The sequence below is a fragment of the Rhodococcoides sp. S146-33 genome, assembly GCF_059489205.1.
In genome coordinates, this window is sequence record NZ_JCAJWY010000004.1 from 300,489 (window position 1) to 326,712 (window position 26,224).

A 26,224-nucleotide genomic window follows, 5' to 3' on the forward strand; every position below is an offset into this window, starting at 1 on the left:
CCTACTGATAGAACGTATTCAGCCTCGGTGAGAGCTTACATTTTTCGATGTGAATTCGAGTCAGTTGTAGCGGCGAGCTGGCGAGCAAGTGCTGTCGCATCCGGTCGCGACAGCTTTCCGACGCGATTCTGCGGTAGATCGTCGACGGTGAACACATATTCCGGCCACTTCGACTTGGGAAAATCGTCGATCGCCAATTGCGCGGTGACGTCGTCGAGACCGAGCTGTTCACCGCCGGTCACCACGAGCGCTGCTGCACGCTCCCCCAGCAGGTCGTCGGGCACCGGTACGACACAGACCTGCACCACCGACTGCAGGGAGGCAATGGCCGACTCGACCTCGTTGATGTCGATGTTGCGTCCGCCGCGGATGATGATCTGCTTCTGCCGGCCCATCACGCGAATGGAACCGTCCGCCGCGACCTCCACCAGATCACCCGTCGGAAGAAAGCCGTCAGGCGTCAGTTCGGGTGGGACCGGAGTCCCGGCTCGTGCGTACCCGACGAACAGTGACGGCCCTGTGACCTGCGCCGAGCCGATGTCGTCCACGGGGAGCGGATGACCGTCCGCGTCCACTGCCCGCACCGTGGTGCCGGGAAACGGTCGCCCATCGCGCCCGAGGCGGATCGACACCGGGTCGTCGAGAGCAGGTGTGGTGTGGCCCAAGCACTCGGACATTCCGAACACTCTGAGGAATGTGGTGTGCAACCATTGTTCGGCCTTGGCGAGGGCGCGCTCGCTCATCGGCCCGCCGCCGACCGTCATAGCGCGCATGGTGTCCAACGCGGCCTCGGAGTTCGGGGCGACCGACAGCTGCAGTGCCATGGTCGGAACCAGCATCGTCCAGGCAATCCGGTGTTCTCGCGCTGCCCGCAGGGCCGCCTCCGGGGACCACTTTCCGATAGCCACCATCGGGCCACCCAGCAACGCCGGCAAGTACATTCCGAAGCAGAATGCAGCAACCGACGACAGCGGAACGAAGGCACCGATCGCCTCGCCGGGGCGCAGTCCGACGGCATCGATGGTGGATGTGGACGCATACCTGATGGCGTCTTCGGATTGCACCACGCACTTCGGTCGTCCGGTCGAGCCCGAGGTCATCGCAATCGCGTCTCCGCCGTTCCACCGGGCGACAGACGCAAATGCACGATCGGTCGCCCGCACGCGATACGAGCCGAAGGCGGGCTTGTCCAGAGGAAAGAGCGTGTCGGTCACACCCCAATGACGAAGAGCCTCGGGCGTTCCGACGACGGCGTCCGGTCGGATGTCCTCGAGCGCCAAGGCGAACTCCGACTCCGTTGCGTGCGGGCTGACCACCGCGACCACACCGCCGGCGAGACCGACACCGAGGGCAGCAGCGACGGTGCCCCAGGTGTTGTCGGCCTGAATCACCACGGTCGGGGGGCTGGGGTCGATACCACCGAAGACGTCGGCAAGGGATTTCGCCGCCTCGACGACGGTCCGGAGCGTGTGGCTGCCGTCCTCGTCGACGACGGCGACTGCATCGGGATTCTGTTCGGCGCGGATGACCATCTCGCGGGCAAGCCGTTTCACTGGTGTGACTCTTTCCTGGTGCGTGATGCACTCATGTCGAGGACTGCACGGCCGGTGACGGATCCGTTCCGCAATCGGTCGTAGGCAGAGATCGCCTCGGAGAAGGGGAAGGTGGTGACTTCGGCGCGTAACAGGCCGTTCTGCGCCAGTGCAACAACGGCTTCGAGGTCGGCTCGCGTGCCCCAGAACGGTGCATCCACCGTCCATCCTGCGGCCAGGCCGACATCCTTTCCGACTGTCAGTCGGCCGCCGGCACTCCCTACCACCACGAGAGAACCCCCGTTCCGAAGCAGAGCGGACGCAGGCGCGGTTGTGGTCGGCGCGCCGACGAAGTCGAGAACGAGGTCCGCACCGCCCAGTGTCGTGAGCCGTTGCGCCGCAGCGGAAACGGAGTCGTAGAACTCGTGCGCTCCCGAGGACTCGGCCACAGCGGTGGCTTCGGCCTTGGAGTCGATTGCGATGATGTGCGGCACGTCCATGGTGCGCAGAATCTGCAGGGCAAGGTGGCCGAGACCGCCGACTCCGACCACGACTACGACGCTGCGGCTGTCGATCACCGCGGAGTTGGTGCGAATGGCATGGTACGCAGTCAGTGCCGCGTCGGCCAGGGGCGCGGCATTGCACGCATCGAGTGTGCCGGTGGGAACCAGTGCCCGCTCGGACGGCACCAGCATCAGTTCTGCCAGGCCGCCCGGATATCCGAGCCCATTCCCGATAGGGGCCAGCCGACCGTCAGGACGTCGAACCAGCGCCCGACAGTAGTTCTCTCTGCCCCGCAGGCAGTTGGGGCACGTTCCGCAACTCCAGATTCCGTGTACGACCACGGCGCGGCCGATCCATGAATTGTCGGCCGACGGGCCGGCCGATACGACCGTGCCCGCTACTTCGTGCCCCAACGTCATCGGCAGCCGGTAGTCGAAAACCTCCGTGCCCGAATCCATCACGTGCAGATCGGACCGGCAGAGTCCGGCGGCGTCGACGCGAACCAGAAGCTCCTCGCCGGCCGGTATCGGGTTCGGTACCTCCCGAAACTCCGGTCCGCTGCCCCACTCGCACAGCTGCACGGCCAACATCAGCGCGCCGTCCATCCGCCGTCGACCACCAGGGTCTGGCCGGTCATGTACGAGCTGGCGTCCGAGGCCAGAAACAGCACGGCACCGTCGATCTCACCGTCGACGCCGCCGCGTCCCAGCATGGTGTTTCGCCGCACCCACCCCGCGGACTTGTCGTTGGTGAACAGGCCATCGGTCATCTCCGTATCGAACCATCCGGGCACGACGGCGTTGACGCGAATGCCTCGGCGACCCCACTGACCGGCGAGTTCGCGAGTGAGGCCGAGAGTGCCTGCCTTCGACGCCGCGTAACTGGCACCGCCGATCGGCGCAGTGGACACCAGCCCGATCACCGAGGAGATGTTGATGATCGACGCTGTTGCCTCACTCGGCATCTTGCCGACCGCATACGTGGCCAGATGGAACCCGGCGATCAGATTGACGTCGAGGATGGACTGGAAGCCGTCGACCGTCTCGTCCTCGGCGTTGGGGGGTCCGGGCTTTCCCGCGTTGTTGATCACGACGTCGAGCCGGCCGCGTTCATCGAAGCATCGATCGACAAGCGCTCGCCGGTCGCGGTCGTCGGTGACGTCACAACGGACGGGCACGATGGCCGGAATCTCGGCCGACAACGCTTCGAGCCGGTCGAGCCGCCGCGCTGCTGCGTACACCGTGGCACCGGCCGCGGCGAGGGCCCGGGCGAAACCGAGGCCGAGCCCCGACGAGGCACCGGTGACCACAGCGACGCGACCGGTCAGGGAGAACATGTCCTGAGTCATGTGTCCACTTCCAAACTGATTGTCGGACAATAGGAGTGATCGGTCAGTAGACGGAAGTGCGGCCGCCGTCGACCGGGATGATCGCGCCCGTCGTGTATCCGGCCTCGTCCGAGGCGAGATGAGTGATCAATCCGGCGAGTTCGTCGGGCCGCCCCAACCGGCCGGCCGGAAGCCGGTCGACGATCTTGCCGATGAACTCCTCGTCCCAGTTCTCGGCCATATCGGTAGCGAAACCGCCGGGCATCACACAGTTGACGCGAACCGTGGGCGCGTATTCCTGGGCGAACGCGCGTGTCAGCGCATTGAGACCGTTCTTGGCTGCTGCATACATCGCCTCGGGCGGGCTGGGTCGCTCGGCACCGATGCTCGAAATATTGATGATGGACCCACCTCCCGCGGCCGCCATCCGGTCACCAGCCACGGCCATCAGCCGGAACGGTCCCTTGAGATTGACCTCGATCGTCTTGTCCCACAGTCCCTCTGTCACCGACACCAGGTTCTCGGCCAGCGGCGCGATCCCGGCGTTGTTGACGACGATGTCCAGGCTCCCGAAACGAGAAATGATGTCGTCCACGGCCGGCTCGATACTGTCCCAGTGTCCGACGTGCAACGCATACGGATGTGCGCTGCCCGGGCCCGCGTCACCCAGGCTCGAGACCGCACTCTCGCAGGCCTCGAGCTTGCGGCTCGACACGATGACGGTCGCGCCCGCGTCCTTCAGACCGCGGGCAATGGCCAGACCCAACCCACGGCTGGCTCCTGTCACCAGCGCGACCTTGCCGTCCAATTTCGGTGTACTCATGCGTACCTCTTGACCTCGAGTCGGGCGATGGTCCGCAGATGGACCTCGTTGGGGCCGTCGGCAATCTGCAGAGCTCGGGTGATGGCGTAGAGCCGAGCGAGAATGGTGTCGTTGCTGACTCCGGCGGCACCGTACGTCTGCACAGCTCGGTCGACAACCTTGTGGGCCACCTCCATCGCAGCCACCTTGATGGCAGCGACTTCCGAACGGGCCGAGGCATTTCCGGCGGTATCCATCAACCATGCCGACTTCAGCACCAACAACCGAATCTGGTCGATCTCCATGCGGCTGCGCGCAATCCACTCACGCACCACACCTTGATCGGACAACGGTCCGCCGAACGCCTGTCGAACGAGCGAGCGCCGACACATCATCTCCAGTGCGCGCTCGGCCATGCCGATCGCCCGCATGGCGTAGTGCATGCGGCCGGGGCCGAGTCGCCCCTGTGCGATGGCGAATCCGTCGCCCTCCTCCCCCAGCATGTTGGCGGCGGGCACACGCACGTCGGTGAACTGAACCTCGCCGTGGCCCAGACGATCCTGGAAGCCGAACATGGGTAGGTCGCGCACCACCTCTAGGCCCGGGGCGTCGGCCGGAACCAGAATCATGCTCTGCCTGCGGTAGGTGGAACTGTCCGGATCCGACTTCCCCATGAAGATCATGAGCTTGCAGTCGGGATCGAGAACGCCCGAGGTGTACCACTTTCGGCCGTTGACGACGTACTCGTCCCCGTCACGAGTGATGGTCGAGGTGATGTTCGTTGCGTCCGAGCTCGCGACATCGGGTTCGGTCATGGCGAACGCAGAGCGAATGGTGCAGTCCAGCAGCGGCTTCAGCCACTGCTCCTTCTGCTCCTCGGTGCCGCACATAGCCAGAATTTCCATGTTGCCGGTGTCGGGTGCCGAGCAGTTGATCGCCTCGTTCCCGATGATGGAACGGCCGACGATCTCGGCGAGCGGCGCATACTCGAGATTGGTCAATCCCGCACCGAGGCCGTCATGGGTCATGAATAGGTTCCACAACCCGAGTTCGCGGGCGCGTGCCTGCAGATCCCGCATGATCTGCGGTTGCTCGTGCGGATTGTCGTTCGCGGCGATCTGAGCGTCGTAGACACTCTCGGCCGGGTAGACGTGGTCGTTCATGAATGTCTCGAGCGTGGCCGACAATTCGGCCGTCCGCTGTGAGTAGGAAAAGTCCACTTCGTTGTGCTCCTGTCGAGTGAAGGGGGCGTCAGCGCGCGAGCAATGCGGTACCGGTGTCGATCAACCTGCGGATCGTCGCGGGCAGCTTTTCCTGATCCGGGTCGATGTGGCGACCTTCGCGGTGCCGACGCAGATTGTGACCCATGATCGCCGCCATCTTCAGTCGTCCGAGGGCGTCGAACCACGTCATGTCCGGCAGCGCCGGACCGCTCGCGGTGTAGTAGGAGATCAGTTCTTCGCTACTGGGCAGACCGGGCACGTCTCGGCCGACCCCGGGAAAGTTGGTGCCGTCGGCGAAGACCAGGAACCACCCCAGTTCGACGCGTGGATCACCTGCGCTCCAAATTTCCCAGTCGATCAGAGCCGCCGGCTCCAGACCGTCGGAGATGATGTTTCCCAGCCGGTAGTCCCCATGGACGAGTGTCGGTGTGATCGCTTCCGGAATGTCTCGACGGAGAAGTCGAACCAACTCGTCGGCACCCTCGACCAGTTCCACCGGAACCGCAGCGAGCGTCTTGGACCAGCGATCCAATTCGTCGGCCGGCGAAAGGATGTCGCCCGTATCAGGAATGCTCGCGAGCGGAACGGCGTGCAACGCCGGCAGCACCTCCGCCGCTCGCCGCATTCGTGCGGCCGCGATACTCGGTTCCACCTCGGGGTCGTCGAGCACCGGTTCGAGCGACTGACCGACGACGAGCTCCATGGCGAACCAGGCCGGTTCCTCCTCGTCGACCGCGACGATTGCCGGTACCGGCACATCGGTGTCGGCCAGCGCACGCAGAATCGAGGCCTGCCGAAGCATGTCGTGCCGCCCGACCGACCGCTGCCCATCCGGGACAGCCTTCACGACGAAGTCGCCGCCGGACGTCGTCACTCGGTAGGTCAATCCGGAATGGCCACCGAGTAGCGGCTCGAATGTGTCGACGGCGACGCCGAGCTCGGCGTCCAGCGCGGCCGTCACGCGAGTGCGCAAGGAGGATTCGGTCATGGTCGCGGCTCTCTCGGGAGACCGAGCACACGCTCGGCGATGATGTTGTGCTGAATCTCGTCGGTACCGCCGGCGATTCGATAGCCCGGGGCTCCGAGTAGATGCTCGGACCACGCGAACGTGCCCCACCGTCCCGAGTCGGATGTCAGGTCACGACCGAGCAGCAAGCGCGCGACTTCGGAGGTCCTGGCCATCGTGTCGGTGGCCAGAAGTTTTCCCAGAGACGCTTCCGGCCCTGGATCGTTGCCGGCGATGACAGCACCGGCCACTCGCATGTTGCCGATTCGCTGGACGAAACTACGCGTCACCAGATCGGCCACGGCGTCACGCTCGATCTCGGTCAGCTCGCGGCCGAGGTTCTGGGCAAGTGCCACAGCGCCGTCCGCGTTAGCCAGTCCGAGGTTGCCGCCGTCGAGGCGTTCGGCCGCAAGCACTGTCAGGGCAACCTGCCAGCCCTTACCGACCGGGCCCAACCGATGATCGTCGCTCAGGTGCACGCTGTCGAGGTATACCTCGTTGAAGGAGCTGCCACCCGTCATCTGGCGAATAGGACGTACGTCGACTCCCGACGCGTCCATCGGGATCAGGAACATCGTCAGACCCGCGTGCTTGGCCACGGTGGAGTCGGTGCGGCACAGGGCGACTCCGTAGTCGGCGACCCGCGCCCCCGACGTCCACACCTTGTGCCCGTCGATCGTCCACGAGCCGTCCTCGGCCTGGGTTGCGCGTGTCCGAACCGCGGCCAGGTCGGAACCGGCCTCGGTCTCGGAGAACAACTGACATGCGATGACGTCGGCCCGAAGCATGGCGCGAACGAACCTCGTCCGCTGCTCTTCGGTTCCCCATTGCGCGATGGTGGGCGCAACCAACTGCTGCGTGACGGAGAACATCTCGGTCCGCTTGGGCACATCGAACGTGTCCTCGACGCGCCGGAAGGCAAGTACGTACGACAGCGGAAGATCGCGGCCACCGTACTCGGTCGGGGAATTCAGTGCGCCCCATCCCGCATCGAACTTCGCCTGCTCGTACGCGGCGATCTCGTCGGTGTGCGCCTGCTCTTCCTCCGCGGTCCAATTCTCGAAGACGGCGACCGTATCCGGGCCCTGACCCCACACGGAGTCGGTGCGGGGTGCGGCAACGGATTTCAGCCACGCGGTGGCCTGCTCGCCGAACTCGAGGATGTCCGGAATCGTTTGTTGTGTCACTGCATTACCTCTGGTTCGTCTCGGGTCAGACCGTCAGCACGGTGCAGGCACTGATGCCCGGCGCGCCGTACACGTGGGTGAAGCCGACACGCGGATCGCCCGGCACTTGGCGCTCGCCGGCTTCGCCACGTAGCTGGGTCACGATCTCGTGTACCTGCCGGAGACCGGAGGCACCGATGGGTTCTCCGTTCGCGATGCAGCCACCGTCGGTGTTGATCGGCAAGCGCCCACCGATCTCGGTGTCACCCGCCGCGATCATGGCTTCTTGCTCACCGGGCTCGCAGAAGCCGCATTCGGCCATGTGCATGATTTCGGCACCGCTCTCGGTGTCCTGCAGCTGCGCCACGTCGACCTCGTGCGGAGCGATGCCGGCCTGCTCAAAGGCCGCCTGCGCAGCGTCTGCGCTCACACTGGTGGGTTCGCCGTCGCCCTGAACAGAGGGGCTGAAGACCTCGAAGGATCCGAACCGGCGGGTCCGATGGGTGATGGCTGCGATCTTCACCGGCCGACCGGTGGCTCGTGCAACGTAGTCCTCGCCGGCGACGACGATCGCGGCTGCTCCCTCACCGGGCGAGCAGAACATGTACCGCGTGAGCGGATCGTTGACCATGTCGGCTTCTGCGATCGTCGTGGCATCCATGGCCTCACGGCGCCAGGCGTTGGGATTGAGAACTCCGTTGCGATAGGCCTTTTCCGCTACCAGAGCCAGCGTCCGACTCGAGATGTCGTGCCGACGCATGTATCGAGAGATCTTGGCTCCGAAGAACTGGGTGGTGACCATCAGACCGGCCTCGCCGTATCCGTCGGGTAGACCCCACTCCGCCGGCCGTGGGTCGAATGCTCCACGCGGATGTTTGTCGAAACCCACTGCGAGAGCGACGTCCGCGGAGCCCGACCGCACGGCATTGACGGCCGAGAACAACGCGCTTCCGCCTGTTGCACAACCGTTCTTGACGTTCGTGAACGGGATACCGGTGAAGCCGAGTTCGGCGACGAGGGTATCGGCGAGACCCGAACCGTCACTGCCTCCGAATGCGACCTGCACGTCGGGCCAGGACAGATCGGCATCGCGCAATGCGTTGTCGATCGCGGTGACGGCCATCTGACGGCCCGACACTCCAGGTTGCCGTCCGAACTTGGACAGCCCTGCACCGATGATCGAAACATTCTGTGTCACTGGCTGATTCCTGTCGATTCCGGTTGCATGCCGAGGGTGTCGACCGCGAATCGAGGCACCGGTGCGGTGGATGTCAGACGCACCGGTGCCCCATCCAGTTCGTCGAAGCTCTCACAATCGAGGATTGCTTCGACCTTGATGCCCTCGGGCAATTCCACGTAGCCGACTGCGAAGGGAACGAACCCGCCGACCGGTGGCACGTATGGAGGAGACTTGGGCGCGAAACGCTGAACCGTGTAGGCCCACACGGTGCCCAGCGTGCTCAACGTGATGTTCTCCGCCGTGGGTGTGGCACACCTGCTGCACATCGCACTCGCGGGGAAAGCCACGGTACTGCACACAGTGCACTTGCTGCCCTCGAGCGCGGCGGCCGTTGCCTGCTCCATGATGCTGCCTTTCGGACTGTTCGATCAGGACGCGGAAGTGGTGCGGGTCAGCGCCCGACCCACTTGGGCTCACGCTTCTCGAGGAATGCGGTGACGCCCTCCTTGCCGTCCTCGGACTGGAGAGCATTGCCGACTGCGAGATGCTCCATGACCATGAGCGACTGGATATCCGCATCCAGGCCGCGGTCGATGCACATCTTGGTCAGCTTCATCATGAACGGGCTCTTGTCAGTGAGGTTCCCGATGAACTCGTCGACGGTCTTGTCGAGGTCCTCGGCCGGCGCGGACGCATTGATAAGGTCGAAGTCGACGGCCTCGGTGCCCGAGAGCAGCTTGCCGGTGAGCATGAGTTCCTTGGTCTTCCGGATGCCGATCATGCGGGGCAGGCGGTAGATGGGGCCGGCACCACCGAACAATGCACGGCGGATGTGAAAGTCGCCAATTCTTGCGTCGTCGGCCGCGATAGCGAAGTCGCACGAGATCATCAGTTCGAATCCACCGGCGGTGACGTAACCCTCGAGCACCGCGACGGAGGGAGTGTTCATGGAGTACAGACGATCGCACACCTTCGCCGACAGGACGGCGACGTCCATGGCGGTGGTGGTGCCGATGAAGTCCGACAGCAATTCGTCGAGGTCGAAGCCCGAGCAGAAGGTGTTGTTGACTCCGCGGAGCACGAGAACCTTGAGGTTCGGATCGTTGTCCACCTCGACGATGATCTCGTCCAGACGATGCAGCAGCTCCACCGTGACGGCGTTCTTCTTGTGCGGCCGGTTGAGCCAGACGCGAGCGACCTCGCCGTCCTTCTCCAACAGAATGTGGTCGGTGTCGATCATGTGACAGCCTTTCGAGAGAGTAAATTGAACTGGATTCACTTCAGTATTGATCATCGGAGCGATGGCGTCAATAGCCGCTCACCTGCGATGGCAGCAATCGGTCTACACGGCAAGCAAATCGGCGATCCGCGCCCGATGCGCACGCGAATCACCCAGCAACGCTTCATTTCCGAGAACTCGGCGGAAGTAGCTGTGCGCAGAGTGCTCCCACGTGAACCCCACTCCCCCATGCAGTTGCACGGCCTCGTGGGCCGCGTGCACCGCGGCATCACTGCACACGGCACCCGCGACGGCGATCGCCAGCCTGGCCTCGTCGGGATCCTCGTCGTGCACAGCAGCGGCATAACGCGCCGCCGATCGGGCCCGCTCGAGTTCGATCAACATGTCGGCCAGGCGGTGCTTGATGGCTTGGAACGAGCCGATGGGGCGACCGAACTGTTGACGCGTCTTGACGTGCTCGAGCGTCATCTGCAGCAAGGCATCCGCAATACCGGTGTTCTCGCACGCGAGCGCCAGCGTGGCCACATCCTGTATCCGCGCAATCGCGTCTCCGGCCCTGTCCGCCGGTACCAGGAGCGTCGCGGGGGCGCGATCGAACGATATGTCCGCTTGTCGCCTGGTCGAGTCGACGACGCGTCGATCATGCAGTGCAGACGAACTTTTCGCCGGTACACCGAAGAGCGCAACACCGTCCGGACAGCGGGCACTGACGACGAGGACATCCGCCGCGCCGCCTCCCACGACATAGCGAACCTGACCACTCAGGACCCAGCCGTCGTCGGTCCGGTCGGCGTCGACATCGTCGGACTCGGCGGACAGCGCACTCACCGCCGCAATCGTGCCGGCGGCCAGAACATCGTCGAGCAGATCCGAGTTGCCCGCCTCCATCATGGCGCGAACGCCGACGGCCGCATGCTGATAGACGGGTTCGACAACCAGAGCGCGGCCACATTCCTCCAGAACGATGCCGAGCTCGACCATCCCGAAGCCGAGTCCACCCGACTCCTCCGGAACAGCCATGGCGGTCACCGACATGTCGTCGACCAACCGTTTCCACAGTTCGACCGAGTAGCCAGGGGCTGAGTCCGCAGAGGCCCGCACCTGCTCGATCGTGGAGTACTTGGCGAGGACTCCGCGGATGGCCTCGCGTATCTCGGCCTGTTCACTGCCGGGCGTCAGCGCCGACGGCTCCGAACGAGGCCAGGGGGCTTGTGCGTCGCGGTGAGATGATGACATGTCGCTCCACTCGAGTTGAATTCAGTTTCTTCTCGAACCATAACCGCTCGAACCCTCGACAAACAGGGTTTACCTGAACTAAGTTCACTTCATGTCATTGAAGATTGTGGAGTACTACGCCACCTTGGATGCTGGGCACCTGGACGACGCGGTGGCGATGCTGTCCGAGGATGTCGAATATTCGATGGTCCTGCCGAGCGGGGCGAGCCGAAAGACCGGACGAGCGGCCATGCTCGAATATCTGGCCGGTAGACCCCCCGTCGACCGCAAACACCGAGTTCTCCGATCGGCCGTCGACCAGGACCTCCAGTTCGCACACGGCGCAGTCACGGAAGGCGACCGGACGACGGGCTACTTCGTCGGAACCATGCATGTGGGCGCGGACGGCTTGATCGACCGCTATCAGGTCTCGTTCGACACCGAATTCGATCTACTCGGCACCGATTCAGGAGACCGTCGATGAACTCGAACAACCAACCGACCCCCACTCTGCTGCGCTGGTTCGAATACATGGATTCCGACGACCCCGATCGGGTCCTGACCATGATCTCAGCAGACTTCCGTATGTCCGTGCAGTTCTCCAAGGGACACGGCGAGGCAGCCGAATTCGTGGGCGACCGCGACGGGCTCGTCGCCTACCTACAGCAACGCGAAAAGAGCACCTTGATTCACCATCTCGATCGCGGCGCATCCGTCGACGGCACCGAGATGGTCCTGGGACGCACTACCCGCGATGGAGCCTTCGAGGCGTCGTTCAATGCGTCGGCCCAACTCGACGAGAGCGGGCGCGTCCGACGGTTGCTCATCGCCCGCACGCCGGAACTGGCGTTCGACCGATAGCCGAACGACTCACGCAACGACAGAAGAAAAGAGCGAGATGTCAGAGCACGCATTGATTTTCGAAGCCATTCGTACTCCGAGAGGCAAGGGGCGCAACGGATCTCTGCACGGCACCAAGCCGGTGGACCTCGTCGCGGGCTTGATCACCGAACTCCGCAGCCGATTCCCGGATATGGACCCATCCGACATCGACGACGTCATCCTCGGCGTCGTCTCACCGGTCGGAGAACAGGGCGCGGTCATCTCTCGCGCAGCCGCTTTGGTGGCGGGTCTACCGGAATCGGTCCCCGGTACCCAGATCAACCGTTTCTGTGCGTCCGGCCTCGAAGCGACCAACCTGGCAGCGCAGAAGGTCGCTTCCGGCTGGGACGATCTGGTGATCGCCGGCGGCGTCGAGTCCATGTCTCGGGTGCCGATGGGCAGCGACGGCGGTGCCTTGTTCACCGACCCGGCCACCGCCTACGACCTGTACATCGTTCCGCAGGGAATCGGTGCCGACCTGATCGCGACGGTCGAGGGGTTCTCTCGTGACGACGTCGACACCTACGCGGCGGAGTCCCAGCGACGCGCCGAGGCAGCCTGGAATGCAGGCTATTTCAAGAAGTCCGTCGTCCCGGTCGAGGACTTCAACGGCGTCACCTTGCTGGACCACGACGAGCACCGCCGACCGGGAACCACCACCGGCAGCCTGGGTAAATTGAAGCCGGCCTTCGCCGCGTTGGGAAAGGCCGCAGGTTTCGACGACGTGGCGCTGCAGAAGTACGTCGACGTCGAGCGCATCGATCACGTGCACACCGGCGGTAACTCTTCGGGCATCGTCGACGGTGCCGCGCTGGTTCTCATCGGCAGTGCAGCGGCCGGTGCCCGCGCGGGCCTGGTTCCGCGCGGTCGCATCGTGGCCACGGCGCAGGTCGGCAGCGAGCCGACGATCATGCTCACCGGGCCGACCCCGGCCACCGCGGCAGTGCTCGAGCGAGCGGGCTTGACCGTGGACGACATCGACGTGTTCGAGCTGAACGAGGCGTTCGCGTCCGTCGTGCTCAAGTGGATGAAAGACCTCGACATCCCGCACGAGAAGACCAATGTCAACGGCGGAGCTATCGCTATGGGCCATCCGCTCGGCGCCACCGGCGCGATTCTGGTGGGCACCGTACTGGACGAACTGGAACGAATCGGTGGCCGGTACGGCCTGATCACCCTCTGCATCGGTGGCGGAATGGGCGTTGCCACCGTCATCGAACGCCTCTGAACTACCCGTCGTCGACACACAGAAATCGAGAGAACATGAGCGAGAACATGATCGGGTGGGAACGCGGTGCCGACGGCGTCGTCGTACTCACGATGGACGACGCGGGCAAGAGCGCGAACACGATGAACGACACGTACATCGCGTCCATGGCCGCCACGGTCGAGCGGCTCGAAGCCGAGAAGGACGACATCATCGGTGTCGTGATCACCTCGGCCAAGAAGTCGTTCTTCGCGGGCGGCGACCTCGACGACATGACGGCGGACCCGGGCGATGTCGACCAGCGGGACGTTGCGCGCGCCTTGACCGAGCGGATCGACGGAATCAAGGGTGTGCTGCGACGGCTCGAGACCCTCGGTCGCCCGGTGGTGGCCGCGATCAACGGCGCGGCCCTCGGCGGCGGCTTCGAGATTGCGCTGCATACCCATCACCGCATCGCAGCGGACCTGCCGGGCACCCGAATCGGTCTCCCCGAGGCCACACTCGGACTGTTGCCCGGTGGCGGCGGGATAGTTAGAACGATCCGACTGATGGGAATCGATGCCGCCCTGGCGAAGGTGTTGACCAAGGGCCAGCAGCATTCGGTGTCCGACGCGATCAAGCTCGGTCTGATCGACGCTGGGGTCGACAGTGTCGGCGAGTTGGTTCCGGCAGCGAAGGCATGGATTACCGCGAACCCGTCGGCCGTGCAGCCCTGGGACGCCAAGGGTTTCGAGATCCCCGGCGGCGGGCCCACCGACCCTGCCGTCGCTCAGAATCTCCTTGCTGCAACGGCATTGCTCCGTAAGCAGCTCCAGGGTGCACCCGCTCCTGCACCGAGGGCTATCCTCGCCGCCGCAGCGGAGTGCGCCACCGTCGACGTGGACACCGCAGATCGTATCGAGACCCGCTACTTCGTCTCTCTGATGACCGATCGAGTCGCGCAGAACATGATTCGTGCGTTCTTCTTCGACATGCAGACCATCCGACGCGGCACGTCTCGCCCGGCCGGCCACGACGAATTCACCGCCCGGAGCGTGGCGGTGATCGGGGCCGGAATGATGGGTGCCGCGATCGCCTACGTGTGCGCCAAGGCCGGCATCGAGGTAGTACTGAAAGACCTCGACCAGGAGGCGGCCGACCGCGGAAAACTCTACGCCGAGAAGCTCGAAGCGAAAGCACTCGAGCGGGGGTCGACGACAGCCGAGAGGTCGGCGGCACTGCTCGACCGGATCCGGCCGACGGCGGACGCGACCGATTGCGCCGCAGTCGATCTCGTGATCGAAGCGGCATTCGAGTCCGTGGACGTCAAGAATCGCGTCTTCGGGGAACTCGACGGTATCGTTCCCGCCGATGTCGTCCTCGGCTCCAACACCTCCCAGCTTCCGATCTCCATCTTGGCCGACGGCGTGAGCAGTCCACAGAATTTCATCGGAATCCACTTCTTCTCCCCTGCCGACAAGATGCCCCTGGTCGAAATTATTCGTGGCCGGGAAACTTCCGACTCGACAGTGGCGAAGGTCGTCGACTTCGTCTTTCGGATCGGTAAGACTCCCATCGTCGTCAACGACAGCCGAGGGTTCTTCACCTCGCGAGTGATCGGCGCGTTCCTCGACGAAGCGATGGCCGCGGTCGGCGAGGGCGTCAACCCGGTCTTCGTCGAGCAGGCGGGCGCGCAGGCCGGCTACCCCGTCCCGCCGCTCCAACTGATGGACCAGGTGACCCTGTCGCTGTCGCAAAAGATCCGCAAAGAAAACGAGCGCGCGCTGGCCGCCGAAGGCAAGCCGCCTCGCCGACACGGCTCGGACGCAGTGATGGACAAGATGGTCGATGAGCTCGACCGCCCCGGACGCGCCGGCGGCGGCGGCTTCTACAGCTACGAAGAATCGGGCACGAGAACCGGGATCTGGCCGGGCGTGCGCACGTCGTTCGCTTCCGGTTCGACGCACATTCCTTTCCGGGACATGCAGGAACGGATGCTGTTCGCCGAGGCGATCGAGGCAGTCAAGTGCCTGGACGAAGGGGTGCTGACGAGCGTGGCCGACGCGAACATCGGGTCCTTGCTGGGCATCGGCTTCCCCTCGTGGACCGGGGGCGTCATTCAGTACATCGACCAATACGACGGCGGGCTGTCCGGTTTCGTCGACCGAGCACGCGAATTGGCATCGAAGTACGGCGCTCACTTCGAGCCGCCACAGTCGTTGGTGAACAAAGCACTGCGCGGAGAGCGCGTCCGTACCCTCGCATCCTGAACGAAAAGAGAATGCTGTGAACGCACTACGTCGATCGATGATGTCCGTCGGGATTGCCGCGGTGACTCTCGTTGCCGCGGCGTGCGGACAATCCTCGCAGGAAGCAGGGTCCGCACCGGTACAGGGTTCGTGGGACGACGTCGTGGCCGCAGCCAACGATGAAGGGAGCGTGCACCTGTACTCCACCCAGCATCCCGAAAACCTCGCGACACTCGAGACCGCGTTCGAATCGAAGTATCCCGACATCGATCTCGAATTCACGCGCGGCAGTGACGTCGAGCTCAACCCGCGCGTGGAGACCGAAGCCCGCACCGGCCGTGGAACAGCCGACGTACACATGTCGACCGATCCCGCGTGGATCACCACTGCGTCCGAATCGGGCACCTACTCGACCCCGATCGTCGGGCCGGCCTTCGACGACCCGGCCTACGCTCGATCGACCAGCGTGCTGGGTGAGACGTTCTTCCTCACCAGCGCAGCGATATTCGCACTCGGATGGAACATCGATGCTGTTCCTGCCGGGCTTTCGTCCCCGCAGGATCTGCTGGATCCGGCGTTGAAAGGTCGGATAGGCATCGTGAATCCTGCTGGGTTCGCCGCCGTCGTCGACGAGTATCGATTCTTCGACGAGAACTGGACCGGTGGCGGCTTCCTGGACAAGATCGCCGCGCAGGAACCTCGGGTCTACCCGGGCGCGCTGGCTGTGGCTCAGGCACTGAGCTCCGGCGAGATCGCCGCATCGCCGATGGTTCCCCCGCTGATCCGGGAGAAGGATGCCGGCGCACCCGTCGAGTGGACACTTCCCGATCCGGCGTGGGGTGCTCCGTACTACTCCCATGTGTTGTCCTCGGCCCCGCATCCCAACGCCGCGCAGGTGCTGGCCGACTTCATGGTGTCCGCCGACGGACAACGCGCCCTGTCGAAGGGGTACGGCAGTGCTCTGCCCGACGTCGAGAACTCGGTGGGTTCGGCTCAGGACATTCCGCTGCCGGATACGGATTCGCTGACGCCCGAGAAGGTCTCGCAGTTTCAGCAGGAATGGGAAAGCAAGTTCACCTGATTCCCGGACTCGAAGGGACGTCACCCGACCATGCTCAGCCGAACGCTGTGCCTCGCCGCCCGCCCGAGCGGGAGGTTGGCGACGATGCATCTGGAACTGCAGGAAATTCCGCTCGCTCCGCTGCTCGATGGCGATGTGCTGGTAAGAAATACGTGGCTTTCGGTCGATCCGTCGATTCGACTGCGACTGGGTGAATCGGCACCGTCCGGGTACCTACCACCGCTCTCTGTCGGAGAGGCGTTGGTGGGGTTGGCACTCGGCACCGTCGTCGAGTCACGGCACGAGAACTTTCGGCCGGGAGATCTGGTGTCGCATATGAACGGCTACCGCGACTTTGCGACGGTCTCTGCTACCGCCGGTGGATTGGGCGGGGCTGGCACCCTGACCAAGATCGATGCCGGTGACTGGCCACATCAGTGGTTTCTCGGGCCCCTGGGGAGTTCCGGCCTCACAGCGTATGTCGGCCTCTTCGAGGTCATGAACATTCGACCGTCCGATACAGTCTGGATTTCGGCCGCCGCAGGAGCAGTCGGCAGTACCGCTACCCAACTCGCTGTCCACCACGGGTGCACGGTGATCGCGTCCGCAGGCAGCAGACTCAAGGCCGATCACCTGGTCGACGCTCTCGGAGCTTCCCGATCGTTCGATTACCACGACGGCGACATGGACAGCCTGCTCGCACAGACAGCGCCGCTCGGGATCGACGCATTCTTCGACAACGTCGGCGGATCCCACTTCACCGCTGCCCTGAACGCACTTCGACCCGAGGGACGCGTCGCGATGTGCGGGGCCATCTCCACCTACGAGACTTCGAACACGCTGCCGTCGAACCTCTTTCAGATCACGGCCAAGAGTTTGTCGATACGGGGATTTCGAGCCGGATCGTTCGGTCACCTCTACGACAGAATGCGATCCATCGTCGGACGCCGACTGGCCGACGGGACCATGATCTACGAGGAATCCGTCTACGACGGCCTCGAGCTTGCCTCCACCGCGTTGGTCGATCTGCTCAACGGACGAACCAGCGGAAAGACGCTGTGTCGACTGTGAAGCCCTGCCGATCGTGAACCCCTGACGCGCCGGTTCAGAGCGGTCCGGCATTCGACCGCACGATGCGCGGCGGCGTCCATCGCTCGCTCAGCGCATCCTCGGTCGGTTGATAGATTCTCAGGACCAGAAAGAACGGGTGCTGGGGTGCCGGTAGCCAGGCATGCTGAGGACTGTTCGGCATGGGCTGCGATGCGCTCACAGTGATTGCCGACGGTCCTGCGGCTCCGTCGCCGCCATTGACCGCTGATCCCACCGAGTGCATCTTTTCGGGCGCGTCGTACAACCAGCCGGTATCTGCGTCGTACAGCGTGATACTCCAAAAAGCCTGTGCTGGAGGCGGAGTGACGAATTCGATGGTGTACTCGTCTCCGCCTTCGCACGACAGTCGTTGTCCATCGTGGTCGACATAGCTGTTGTACGAGCAATTTTCCTCGACGACGTTCGCGCCGAGACCGACGTAGTTCATGACCGCACGTGCAAGAAAGTTGTGTCCGTGGGCACCCTTGCCGAGCACCCTGGTCCAGCCCGACTCGGTGCGACGTCCCAGCAGCGATCGAGATCGAGACAACATTGCCATTGCTGATTCGAACCCCGCTTCCACACCGTTCCGCGTGGCCTCGTCGAGGTCGTCCATGGAGAAGTCCCCCGAACCGACCCCGATGTGTCGGAACTGGTGCGCGTGGGCCACGTCGCCGAACGGCACCCCGTTGTGAGCGAGCGACGCGTCGAGCGCGGTCAGGAACGCGCGAGAGGAGGTCTCGACCTCCCGCGGACCCACCACCGGCCAGTTCCGTGCAGACGGAGCGAGCGCATCGACCGTGACCGCATCCTGCAGAGCGTGCACCTGCAGCAGGTCCACCGGACCGAACGTCTGAATTCGCATCAACAGCCACATCATCGGTGTGGCGACTCTGAACACCTCCGCTCCCTCGGGGACCTCACCGGTCCAATCCGTACAGGCCAGGAGCAACTCACGCGGCTGTTCAGGATGCGTCCGCCTGCTGACATTGCTTGCGTTGCTGTAGGCGTCGAGGAAATTCAACGTGTAGTACCGACCACCGAAATCGGGCAGGCCGATGACGATCGGTCCATTCGATAGGTCCAGCCATGCATTGGAATACAGGGTGTCCACGTTGGGTACCCGAAATGGTTGGAATCCCGCACCGGCAATGCTTCGCTCGTGAGTCAACGTGTCGAGTGCCCACTGGACGTCGCTATCGGCCGGGGCACACGCGTCGCACATGCCGGCGTACTGATACACCGATGGCAGACCGTAGATCACCGCCTGCACGGCCACCGAGTGCGCCCATCCTCGGCGGTCCTCTACGTCCGATGGATGTATGTCTGCCGCATCGGTGGCGCTGAGCTGGTCGGCCGACTTCACGTCGTAGGTACGCATCGGTGAAAAGTCCTTCCTCGCAGACGCTGTCGCTACCGGCAGCGTCCGTTGCAATTCGTAGGCCTCCGCACGTTGGGGCCGTAGAACCACTCGACGGATCTTCGAAAGTGATTGACATCACCAACCATACCTGCTGAACTGAGGTCAGTTCAAACAGGAGGACGAGACATGCGATATTCGGTCCGGACGAAACACATCATCGTGATGCTCGTCGCCACGTCGACCGTCGCGCTCAGCGCGTGCGGGTCGTCGGGCGGCGACACTGCATCGGTGGAAGGAAGTTGGGAAGACGTGGTGTCAGCGGCCGAACAGGAAGGCTCGGTGACGCTCTATTCCAGCCAGAACACCACCATTCTCGACAGCGTCAAGGCTGCGTGGAATACGAAGTATCCCAACATCGCTCTCGAATATGTGCGTGGTACCGACGCGGATATCAATCCACGCATAGAGGTCGAGAACAAGACGAAGAACGGGATTGCCGACGTCCACGTCGTGACCGATACCGCGTGGATCACCTCCGCTGCAGAGTCGGGTAACTACTCCCAGGAGCTACGCGGCCCGAGTTTCGACAATCCTGATTACGACCGGGACTCCAGCATCAAGAACGACCGCCTGTTCCTGAACGTCGCGGCTACCTTCGGAATGGGCTGGAACACCGACGCAGTCGCAAACGGCCTGAGCGATCCTCGCGATGTTCTCGACCCCGAATACAAAGGGCGCGTAGGCGTAGTAAGCCCTGTCGGCATCGCTTCGTACGTCGATCTGTACAGCTTCTATCGCCAGAATTTCGGCGACGATTTTCAGGAACGCCTTGCCCGACAAGAACCGAGAATCTATCCCAGCGCCCTCGTACTCGCCCAGGCATTGACGTCGGGCGAAGTTGTCGTAGCGCCGATGGTGCAGCCACTGGTTCAAGAAGTAGCGGCAGGTGCGCCGGTGAACTGGGCTCTTCCTGAACCATCGTGGGGAACCCCGTACTACGGGCACGTCACGGCGGTCGCACCCCATCCGAATGCGGCCCAGCTCCTGGCCGACTTCTTGGTCAGTACGGAGGGACAGACAGCGCAAGCCATCGGAGTCGCAACAGCGCTGCCCAACATTGCCGGCGCGACCGCGGACGCACACGACGTCCAGGCTCCCGACCCCGAACAGTTGACCAAGCAGTACGTCGACCAACAGTCTGCGGAGTGGGAACAGCAGTTCTTGAAGTAGCGTCCTCGGATACGCAGAACGGAGGGCAGGCCGTGACGGGATCGCACCGTCACGGCCTGCTCGTTTTCCACATCAGGTAGACGCGGCGGACCAGATGACAAAGATCAATGCGATCACCCCGAGGGTTGGAATAAGTACAGCGATGGCATGAGCACGCAACGGAAATGTCAGCGGCACAGCCCCTCTGCCTCCGGCCTTACGTTCGGCACGAATCCGAGCGATCCATCCCGAAACCAGCAGTGCCGCTGCGGCGAAGCTGACCAGGACAGCCGCAGCGATCAACGCGGGCGCACGAGTGTGCGCGCCCAGACGAATACCGATCACCGCGCAGACGGCGATCGCCGACTCGGTCCGTGCCCACGCCAGCTCGGTTCGCTCGACTTGCAGACCTCCGTCTCCCAGCCGGCCGCCCGGCCTGCTCTGTACGCGTCGTCGGTCGATCACAGGACGGACCACAACACCAGTACTCCGACCGTGGCGAGAACCACCGCCACAGGCAAGGCGATACGAGGAGAAGGAAGTGCCTCGGACTTGCGCATACTCTTCTCGGTCCGCGCCCAGCTCCACCATGCGTGCAACGGAACTCCGATCGACGACGCGATCAGCATCACCGAGGCGACCACACTCTGCACGGACCCGCCGCCGATATCGAACACCTGCAGGGCGACCCCAGCCGCCATCAACGCCAGCGACGTACGGATCCACGCCAGATAGGTTCTCTCGTTCGCCAGGCTGAAGCGTGGATCAGGCTCGGCTCCAACGGAATACACCGAACGAGGAAATCTGCCACGCCTGTCGCTAGTCACATCGACCTCTCGAACTCCACTGCACACGCAGCATTGCCGCGTCCGAACCTTCGCGTATCACGTCCGTCGATACGATCCCCAGGTTACAGTCAAGATGAACTCAATTCATTTCAAGGGGTCCTATGACGAACCAGACCGAGCCCGAACGTACCGATCTGCGCGACGATGCGACTGCACTCCAGGTCTGGGGATTCCCGGTCATCTTTGCTCAACGTCTTCGGCTGAGGTTCACCGATCCATCGAATCCACACGGGGAGCGACCATCCACATCGGCAGGCGCTCCGCTCAATGTCCTAGGACACCAACGAGAATTATCGAATCCCACTCTGACCGCCGGCGTCGCCCCGAACGTCGACACCCTCTACTCGCTGGCATTCGTCGACCTGGACTCGGGAGACTTCGAACTCTCGCTACCGGACTTCGCCGACCGCTACTACAGCGTACAAATCGGTGAAGCGGACTCGTCCACGAACACGGTCCTGGGCACAAGAACTCACGGGTCTCGTGTCCCCCCGATCACCTTGTTCCGACAGACACTGGCGACGGCAGAGGTTCCCGACGGCTGGATTGCCTGTCGGTCACGATTCGTCATGATCGCTATCCGAATCCTCGTCGATCCATCGCGGAACGGAGACATGAACAGCGTCAGGGAGTTCCAGAACAACATAGTTCTGACCGGCCCGCCGTTACCGCCGACGACGCCTGCAGATCTCGCTCTCAGCGGCGTGGACCGTTCCGACGAAGTGCGGCGTCCTGTCGACTTTCTCGTTGCCCTCGACCATGCGATCGGCGACCTTGCCGATTCGGACGTACCGAGCTGGGTCGGGCGCGCATACCGCCGTCTCGTCGATGCACTCGACGACGCGGTCGACAGTGTTGCCGCCGAGACAGCCATCACCGACGGGCTACTTGCAGGCCTCGAAGACATCGTTGCGCAGGTGAAATCGATGGGCCGCAACGTCAACGGCTGGGCGATCAACGACGCCGGCGCGGACTTCGGCGAGAACTATCTCCTGCGGGCCGCCGTCGCCTACTCGCAGATCTACATCAATCCTGCAGCCGAGGCGCTCTACCCTGTTTGTGAACAGGACGAGGCAGGCCAGCCGCTCGACGGCTCGAACGACTACGCCGTCACTTTTCAGGCCGGTGCACTTCCCCCCGCCGAGTTCTTCTGGTCCATGACCGTCTACCACGCGCGCGGACTTCTCTACGCGAACGAACTCGGCCGTCATGCCATCACCGACCGCACACCGGATGTGCAGTACGACACGGACGGTTCACTGACCGTAACAGTGCAATATCGTTGCCCGACAACAGGAAACACGGCCAACTGGCTGCCTTGCCCGCCCGGTCCGTTCCGGCTGATGCTCAGACTCTACGGCCCGAAACCGAGCTGCCGGTGGTCTCCCCCGCCGGTAGTGCGACTGAGGTGATCGCAGCGCCGTTCACTCGATTCCGTCGATGCGAGCTGTCACCATTGCCGCTATCCCCGCGGGTCGACACGTCAGGGTCCGCGGCTTCACGGCCGGTGTGCGGTTGTCACAGTGACCTGACTGCCAATCCGCCATCGACAGGGAGGCAGACGCCGTTGATGTAGGCGGCGTCGTCGGAAGCGAGAAATACTGCAGCATTGGCGACGTCCCACGGCGAACCCATTCTGCCCGTGGGGCTGGCAGCGTCACGGGCAGCCATTTCCCGGGCAGTTCGGTCCTCGTCGCCGGTCACGAGTTGTCGAGATACGAGCGGTGTGTTGATCAAACCGGGCAAGATCGCGTTGGCTCGAATCCCACGAGAGGCGTATTCGAGAGCAACGGAAACGGTGAGTTGGTCGACGGCTCCTTTGGAGGCCATGTAGCTGGGGTAGTTGTACCCGGTATAGCGGATAGCGGCCAGCGACGAGACGTTGATGATCGACCCTGATCCGGCCTCCAGCATCAGGGGAATGGTGTGTTTGCAGGCGAGGAACACACCGGTCAGGTTCACCCGCATCGCCGCATCCCACGTTGCGAGGTCGAGGTCGGTGATATCACCGACTTCTGCAGCCCCGACGTTGTTGTGCAGGATCGTCGGTGGCCCGAAACTGTCGGTCGACGCAGCGATCGCGGTGCGCACCTGTTCTTCGTCGGTGACATCGGCAGTGAATGCCAGGGCCGTTCCGCCTTCCCCGACGATTTCCTTGGCCGTGAGCTCGGCTTCGGCCGCGTTACGGTCGATCGCGGCCACCACGGCACCTTCGCGCGCAAACGCCAGCGCGGCTGCGCGGCCGTTGCTCAGTGTCGCTCCACTCGAGCCGGCACCGAAGACGATGGCCACCTTCCCCGCAAGTCTGTTACTCATGTGCTTCTCGCTCCTCGATCACCGGTAGTTCCAGCGTCGTCGCTGACAATGTCCACCGGATTCGTATGTTTGCGTGGGTGACGGGCTTCGCGCCGAACTCGGTGCGAGCCCATCCGACGATGTTGGGTATGCCTGGTTTCGGCCGACCGATGAAGGGAAGCCGCCTTGTAGATTCGAGTATCGAGACGAAGTGAGCCGCGCAACACGGCACAGCGTCGCGATGTTGAGTTCACTAATTCACGTTATGTAGAAACAGCCTGGCAGGATGCGTCGTATGTCGAGTTCCTTCATTGCCGGTGCCGAGGTCCTGTCGATGGTCGACGAACTCGGCGAGGCGTTGGGTCGTTCGGTCGTGATCGACGATCCCGCCGTACGACTGATCTGTTCGAGCCGCCATTTCGGCGACGAGGACAAAGTTCGGGTCCGAGCAATGTTGGACCGAGATGCCGGCGATGAGATCGGACGGTTCGTCCTCGGCCAAGGCGCCGCACGATGGCACGGACCGCACATCCTCGAAGGCAGCGTAGAACTCGGCCTCGAGTCTCGGCTGTGCGTGCCGTTGTACGGGTCGGGGATGTTGATCGGCCTCCTGATGGTCATCGATGCAGACCGGTCGCTGACCACCGCGGAGGTCGACCACATCGACAAGGTCAGTCGCGACATCGCCATTCAGATGTACGCAGACTCCCTCGCCTCGGACCCCCGACAACTGGAGAGACGAAATGCGTTGCGAGACCTTGTGTCCGGTGACGCGCAGGCGCGACAGAGCGCACTCACATTCTTCGACGAGAGCAGAGACCTACCGGCACTGGACAGTATCGCTGTGACCGTGGTCGCGGCCGACCGATCGGAAGACTCGGAGACGCCCCTCGACATCGCACTGCGGATCTCGATCGACACCGTCACGAGGATGCGGTCCAAGAACGCGCGCGTCTACATCGCCGACGACCGTGCACTGCTGCTCCAGGTGACGAGTCGGCCGATGAACAGGGACGACCTCGAACGGCAGGCGCAGCAGATCAAGACCGAACTCCACCGCCTGCTGGGCGACGCATCGGATCGAGCGTGGATCGGAATCGGAACCACCACGGGCGGCTTGTCGAACACATCGGTAGCAAAGCACCGCGCTGACGTTGCAATCAAAGCCGCTACGCGCCTCGCCACCATCACGGGTCCGATTGTGTTCTGGGATGATCTCGGGGTCGATGCGGTTCTCCTCGACCTGCCCGAGACGTCATTGGTATGGACCGCCGTCCCGCAGCCACTTCGAGCCCTCATAGAAGCCGACGCCAGCGGCAAGCTCGTGCACACCCTGAGGAGTTTTCTGGACCACGGTGGTTCGATCTCACGGACAGCGACGGCGCTGCACATGCACAGAACGTCGCTGTACTACCGGCTCGAGCAAATTCGGGTCGCCTCCGGAATGGACCTCGACTCCGGGTCCGACAGATTGTTGATGCACGTCGGTCTGCACCTGCTCGACATCATCGAGCGCCCCTGAGCCCGCCTGCTTCGCGGATTGGGATGTCAGCCCAGTGCGCCCGATACTGAGCCAGACCCCCGGCCCAAGAGCGCTTTTCTACAAAACGAGAAAAAATCCGCCCCACCCTTCGGCGTTCAGTCGTGGTGACCGCGGTCACGTGCGCGTCAGAATCAGACCCGGGCCGCTTCGCATCGCACTGCCGGATGGACCGCGATCACCGCAACGAAGGAAGAACGATGAACTCATTCAAGACAAGCGACGGCTGCGTTCTCGATCTGCACGACTCGGGGCCGGTCGAGTCCGGACTCACGCTCGTGCTGTTGCACGGATGGTCACAATCACGTGCCATGTTCGATCGGGTGATCCCCCTGTTGTCCCCCGCCGCACGCGTGATCAGCTTCGACCAACGCGGCCACGGCGAATCAGGCAAGCCCGCCACGGGCGCACGGATCGCCCGTCTTGCCGCCGATCTCCACGAAGTCCTCGAACATCTCGGTGTATCCACCGCGACCTTCCTCGGACATTCGTTGGGCGCATCCGTCCTGTGGAGCTACCTCGACTCTCATGGATCTTCACGATTCGACAAGCTCATCGTCGTCGATCAGCCCAGTGCCTGCGCCGTACTACCGTGGATGACGCCCGAGGACGCCCAGGACGCGGGAGCGATACTCGACGTCGACGGGGCAGCGCAGTTCGCCGCCGCAGTCGCGGGCCCGGATGGGGACCTCGCTCGCCACGACTTCCTGGTGTCGATGCTCACCCCGCACATTGATGCCGACGACTTGGAATGGTTGTACAGAGAGAACCTGAAACTACCGGCGGCGTGGGGTGCCCGGCTGCTGTTCGACCACATCATGCAGGACTGGCGCGACCTCCTTCCCACCATCGACGTACCGACGCTGGTCACCGCAGGCGAGGTCAGTCACGTCGCCCCCGCATCTCAAATCTGGACCAGCAATCACATCGCCGGGGCCGAATTCCGGATGTTCACCGACGAAGAAGGCGGAGCGCACTTCCCCTTCTTCGAATGCCCCGCACCATTCGCAGAGGAGATCCTGCGTTTCCTGGGGGCGGGCCCCTCGTCGGATTCTCCGATCACGAGCGCCGGCAAGGCCACTGTCTAGCGAGCAGACGCACGTCAAAGCTGTTGACAGACAGCGCACATGAACGCCGGGGTCGGCGACGAGGACCACGGATTCGTCAACCCGGAGAACAGTATTCGCGACTACCTCGAGGTCGAAAAATTTCTCGGCCAGCACCTCGACGGACGGGACCAACGAATCCACCACGATTCGAAGTAATGGGCTGCCTCGAACTGGGTGAACCCCGCATCGGGACGGGATA

The 26,224-nt window shown here is 63.5% G+C and carries 26 protein-coding genes; 11 read left to right on the forward strand and 15 right to left on the reverse strand.

Going from position 1 to position 26,224, the window contains the following annotated elements:
• Positions 1 to 35: 35 nt before the first annotated feature.
• The 11 genes from AC5WEY_RS19235 to AC5WEY_RS19285 all read right to left on the reverse strand — a co-directional run bounded on the left by AC5WEY_RS19235 (position 36) and on the right by AC5WEY_RS19285 (position 11,216).
• Positions 36 to 1,553 carry a class I adenylate-forming enzyme family protein gene (locus tag AC5WEY_RS19235; RefSeq protein ID WP_495647105.1) on the reverse strand — a complete coding sequence of 506 codons (1,518 nt, stop codon included), beginning with the start codon at positions 1,551 to 1,553 and terminating at the stop codon, positions 36 to 38.
• The gene (locus AC5WEY_RS19240) at positions 1,550 to 2,626 is read right to left on the reverse strand and encodes an NAD(P)-dependent alcohol dehydrogenase (RefSeq protein ID WP_495647173.1); all 1,077 of its coding nucleotides are present in this window, start codon (positions 2,624 to 2,626) and stop codon (positions 1,550 to 1,552) included. The genes AC5WEY_RS19235 and AC5WEY_RS19240 overlap by 4 nt, the downstream gene beginning before the upstream one ends.
• On the reverse strand, positions 2,626 to 3,384 hold the full coding sequence (locus AC5WEY_RS19245) for an SDR family NAD(P)-dependent oxidoreductase (RefSeq protein WP_495647106.1): 759 nt from the start codon (positions 3,382 to 3,384) through the stop codon (positions 2,626 to 2,628). The genes AC5WEY_RS19240 and AC5WEY_RS19245 overlap by 1 nt, the downstream gene beginning before the upstream one ends.
• Positions 3,385 to 3,427: 43 nt before the next feature.
• Positions 3,428 to 4,186 carry an SDR family NAD(P)-dependent oxidoreductase gene (locus AC5WEY_RS19250; RefSeq protein ID WP_057479803.1) on the reverse strand — a complete coding sequence of 253 codons (759 nt, stop codon included), beginning with the start codon at positions 4,184 to 4,186 and terminating at the stop codon, positions 3,428 to 3,430.
• On the reverse strand, positions 4,183 to 5,385 hold the full coding sequence (locus AC5WEY_RS19255; protein WP_495647107.1) for an acyl-CoA dehydrogenase family protein: 1,203 nt from the start codon (positions 5,383 to 5,385) through the stop codon (positions 4,183 to 4,185). Before AC5WEY_RS19255 ends, AC5WEY_RS19250 begins: the two co-directional genes overlap by 4 nt.
• A gap of 31 nt (positions 5,386 to 5,416) precedes the next feature.
• A complete protein-coding gene (locus AC5WEY_RS19260) occupies positions 5,417 to 6,376 on the reverse strand; it encodes a phosphotransferase family protein (protein ID WP_495647108.1) in 960 nt (319 codons plus the stop codon).
• Positions 6,373 to 7,581 carry an acyl-CoA dehydrogenase family protein gene (locus AC5WEY_RS19265; protein WP_495647109.1) on the reverse strand — a complete coding sequence of 403 codons (1,209 nt, stop codon included), beginning with the start codon at positions 7,579 to 7,581 and terminating at the stop codon, positions 6,373 to 6,375. Before AC5WEY_RS19265 ends, AC5WEY_RS19260 begins: the two co-directional genes overlap by 4 nt.
• Positions 7,582 to 7,606: 25 nt before the next feature.
• The gene (locus tag AC5WEY_RS19270; protein WP_495647110.1) at positions 7,607 to 8,758 is read right to left on the reverse strand and encodes a thiolase family protein; all 1,152 of its coding nucleotides are present in this window, start codon (positions 8,756 to 8,758) and stop codon (positions 7,607 to 7,609) included.
• On the reverse strand, positions 8,755 to 9,144 hold the full coding sequence (locus AC5WEY_RS19275) for a Zn-ribbon domain-containing OB-fold protein (RefSeq protein ID WP_495647111.1): 390 nt from the start codon (positions 9,142 to 9,144) through the stop codon (positions 8,755 to 8,757). The genes AC5WEY_RS19270 and AC5WEY_RS19275 overlap by 4 nt, the downstream gene beginning before the upstream one ends.
• Before the next feature lie 47 nt (positions 9,145 to 9,191).
• Positions 9,192 to 9,980 carry an enoyl-CoA hydratase/isomerase family protein gene (locus AC5WEY_RS19280; protein WP_057479798.1) on the reverse strand — a complete coding sequence of 263 codons (789 nt, stop codon included), beginning with the start codon at positions 9,978 to 9,980 and terminating at the stop codon, positions 9,192 to 9,194.
• A 102-nt stretch (positions 9,981 to 10,082) separates the two neighbouring features.
• Positions 10,083 to 11,216, reverse strand: a complete 1,134-nt coding sequence (locus tag AC5WEY_RS19285) for an acyl-CoA dehydrogenase family protein (RefSeq protein WP_495647112.1) — start codon at positions 11,214 to 11,216, stop codon at positions 10,083 to 10,085.
• 91 nt (positions 11,217 to 11,307) lie between these two features.
• Between AC5WEY_RS19285 and AC5WEY_RS19290 the strand changes: the two genes are divergently transcribed.
• The 6 genes from AC5WEY_RS19290 to AC5WEY_RS19315 are packed head-to-tail and all read left to right on the forward strand — an operon-like array spanning position 11,308 to position 17,643.
• Positions 11,308 to 11,679: a nuclear transport factor 2 family protein gene (locus AC5WEY_RS19290; protein WP_495647113.1), complete on the forward strand. Its 372-nt coding sequence runs from the start codon at positions 11,308 to 11,310 to the stop codon at positions 11,677 to 11,679.
• Entirely contained in the window at positions 11,676 to 12,056 is a 381-nt protein-coding gene (locus AC5WEY_RS19295; protein WP_495647114.1) for a hypothetical protein, read from the forward strand. Before AC5WEY_RS19290 ends, AC5WEY_RS19295 begins: the two co-directional genes overlap by 4 nt.
• A 37-nt stretch (positions 12,057 to 12,093) precedes the next feature.
• Positions 12,094 to 13,305, forward strand: coding sequence for an acetyl-CoA C-acetyltransferase (locus tag AC5WEY_RS19300; RefSeq protein WP_495647115.1), 1,212 nt, complete (start codon positions 12,094 to 12,096; stop codon positions 13,303 to 13,305).
• Between the two features lie 35 nt (positions 13,306 to 13,340).
• Positions 13,341 to 15,533: a 3-hydroxyacyl-CoA dehydrogenase NAD-binding domain-containing protein gene (locus tag AC5WEY_RS19305; RefSeq protein WP_495647116.1), complete on the forward strand. Its 2,193-nt coding sequence runs from the start codon at positions 13,341 to 13,343 to the stop codon at positions 15,531 to 15,533.
• Positions 15,534 to 15,570: 37 nt separating this feature from the next.
• Positions 15,571 to 16,593: an ABC transporter substrate-binding protein gene (locus tag AC5WEY_RS19310; protein ID WP_495647174.1), complete on the forward strand. Its 1,023-nt coding sequence runs from the start codon at positions 15,571 to 15,573 to the stop codon at positions 16,591 to 16,593.
• A gap of 30 nt (positions 16,594 to 16,623) precedes the next feature.
• Positions 16,624 to 17,643 carry a zinc-binding dehydrogenase gene (locus tag AC5WEY_RS19315; protein WP_495647117.1) on the forward strand — a complete coding sequence of 340 codons (1,020 nt, stop codon included), beginning with the start codon at positions 16,624 to 16,626 and terminating at the stop codon, positions 17,641 to 17,643.
• A gap of 34 nt (positions 17,644 to 17,677) precedes the next feature.
• On the opposite strand, the gene AC5WEY_RS19320 is transcribed toward AC5WEY_RS19315, so the two are convergent.
• Entirely contained in the window at positions 17,678 to 19,042 is a 1,365-nt protein-coding gene (locus AC5WEY_RS19320; protein ID WP_495647118.1) for a DUF1254 domain-containing protein, read from the reverse strand.
• Positions 19,043 to 19,210: 168 nt separating this feature from the next.
• On the opposite strand from AC5WEY_RS19320, the gene AC5WEY_RS19325 reads away from it, so the two are divergent.
• Positions 19,211 to 20,254 (forward strand): ABC transporter substrate-binding protein, encoded by a 1,044-nt coding sequence (locus AC5WEY_RS19325; protein ID WP_495647119.1) that lies wholly within the window; start codon positions 19,211 to 19,213, stop codon positions 20,252 to 20,254.
• Between the two features lie 72 nt (positions 20,255 to 20,326).
• On the opposite strand, the gene AC5WEY_RS19330 is transcribed toward AC5WEY_RS19325, so the two are convergent.
• Positions 20,327 to 20,698: a DUF202 domain-containing protein gene (locus tag AC5WEY_RS19330; protein WP_495647120.1), complete on the reverse strand. Its 372-nt coding sequence runs from the start codon at positions 20,696 to 20,698 to the stop codon at positions 20,327 to 20,329.
• Positions 20,695 to 21,024 (reverse strand): YidH family protein, encoded by a 330-nt coding sequence (locus tag AC5WEY_RS19335; protein WP_495647121.1) that lies wholly within the window; start codon positions 21,022 to 21,024, stop codon positions 20,695 to 20,697. Before AC5WEY_RS19335 ends, AC5WEY_RS19330 begins: the two co-directional genes overlap by 4 nt.
• A 158-nt stretch (positions 21,025 to 21,182) precedes the next feature.
• Between AC5WEY_RS19335 and AC5WEY_RS19340 the strand changes: the two genes are divergently transcribed.
• Positions 21,183 to 22,493, forward strand: coding sequence for a DUF1214 domain-containing protein (locus AC5WEY_RS19340; RefSeq protein ID WP_495647122.1), 1,311 nt, complete (start codon positions 21,183 to 21,185; stop codon positions 22,491 to 22,493).
• Positions 22,494 to 22,599: 106 nt separating this feature from the next.
• On the opposite strand, the gene AC5WEY_RS19345 is transcribed toward AC5WEY_RS19340, so the two are convergent.
• A complete protein-coding gene (locus tag AC5WEY_RS19345; protein WP_495647123.1) occupies positions 22,600 to 23,397 on the reverse strand; it encodes an SDR family NAD(P)-dependent oxidoreductase in 798 nt (265 codons plus the stop codon).
• A 274-nt stretch (positions 23,398 to 23,671) separates the two neighbouring features.
• Between AC5WEY_RS19345 and AC5WEY_RS19350 the strand changes: the two genes are divergently transcribed.
• The 3 genes from AC5WEY_RS19350 to AC5WEY_RS19360 all read left to right on the forward strand — a co-directional run bounded on the left by AC5WEY_RS19350 (position 23,672) and on the right by AC5WEY_RS19360 (position 26,181).
• A complete protein-coding gene (locus tag AC5WEY_RS19350) occupies positions 23,672 to 24,898 on the forward strand; it encodes a PucR family transcriptional regulator (RefSeq protein ID WP_495647124.1) in 1,227 nt (408 codons plus the stop codon).
• 218 nt (positions 24,899 to 25,116) lie between these two features.
• Positions 25,117 to 26,004, forward strand: a complete 888-nt coding sequence (locus tag AC5WEY_RS19355; RefSeq protein ID WP_495647125.1) for an alpha/beta fold hydrolase — start codon at positions 25,117 to 25,119, stop codon at positions 26,002 to 26,004.
• 39 nt (positions 26,005 to 26,043) lie between these two features.
• A complete protein-coding gene (locus AC5WEY_RS19360) occupies positions 26,044 to 26,181 on the forward strand; it encodes a hypothetical protein (protein WP_495647126.1) in 138 nt (45 codons plus the stop codon).
• Positions 26,182 to 26,224 lie beyond the last annotated feature (43 nt).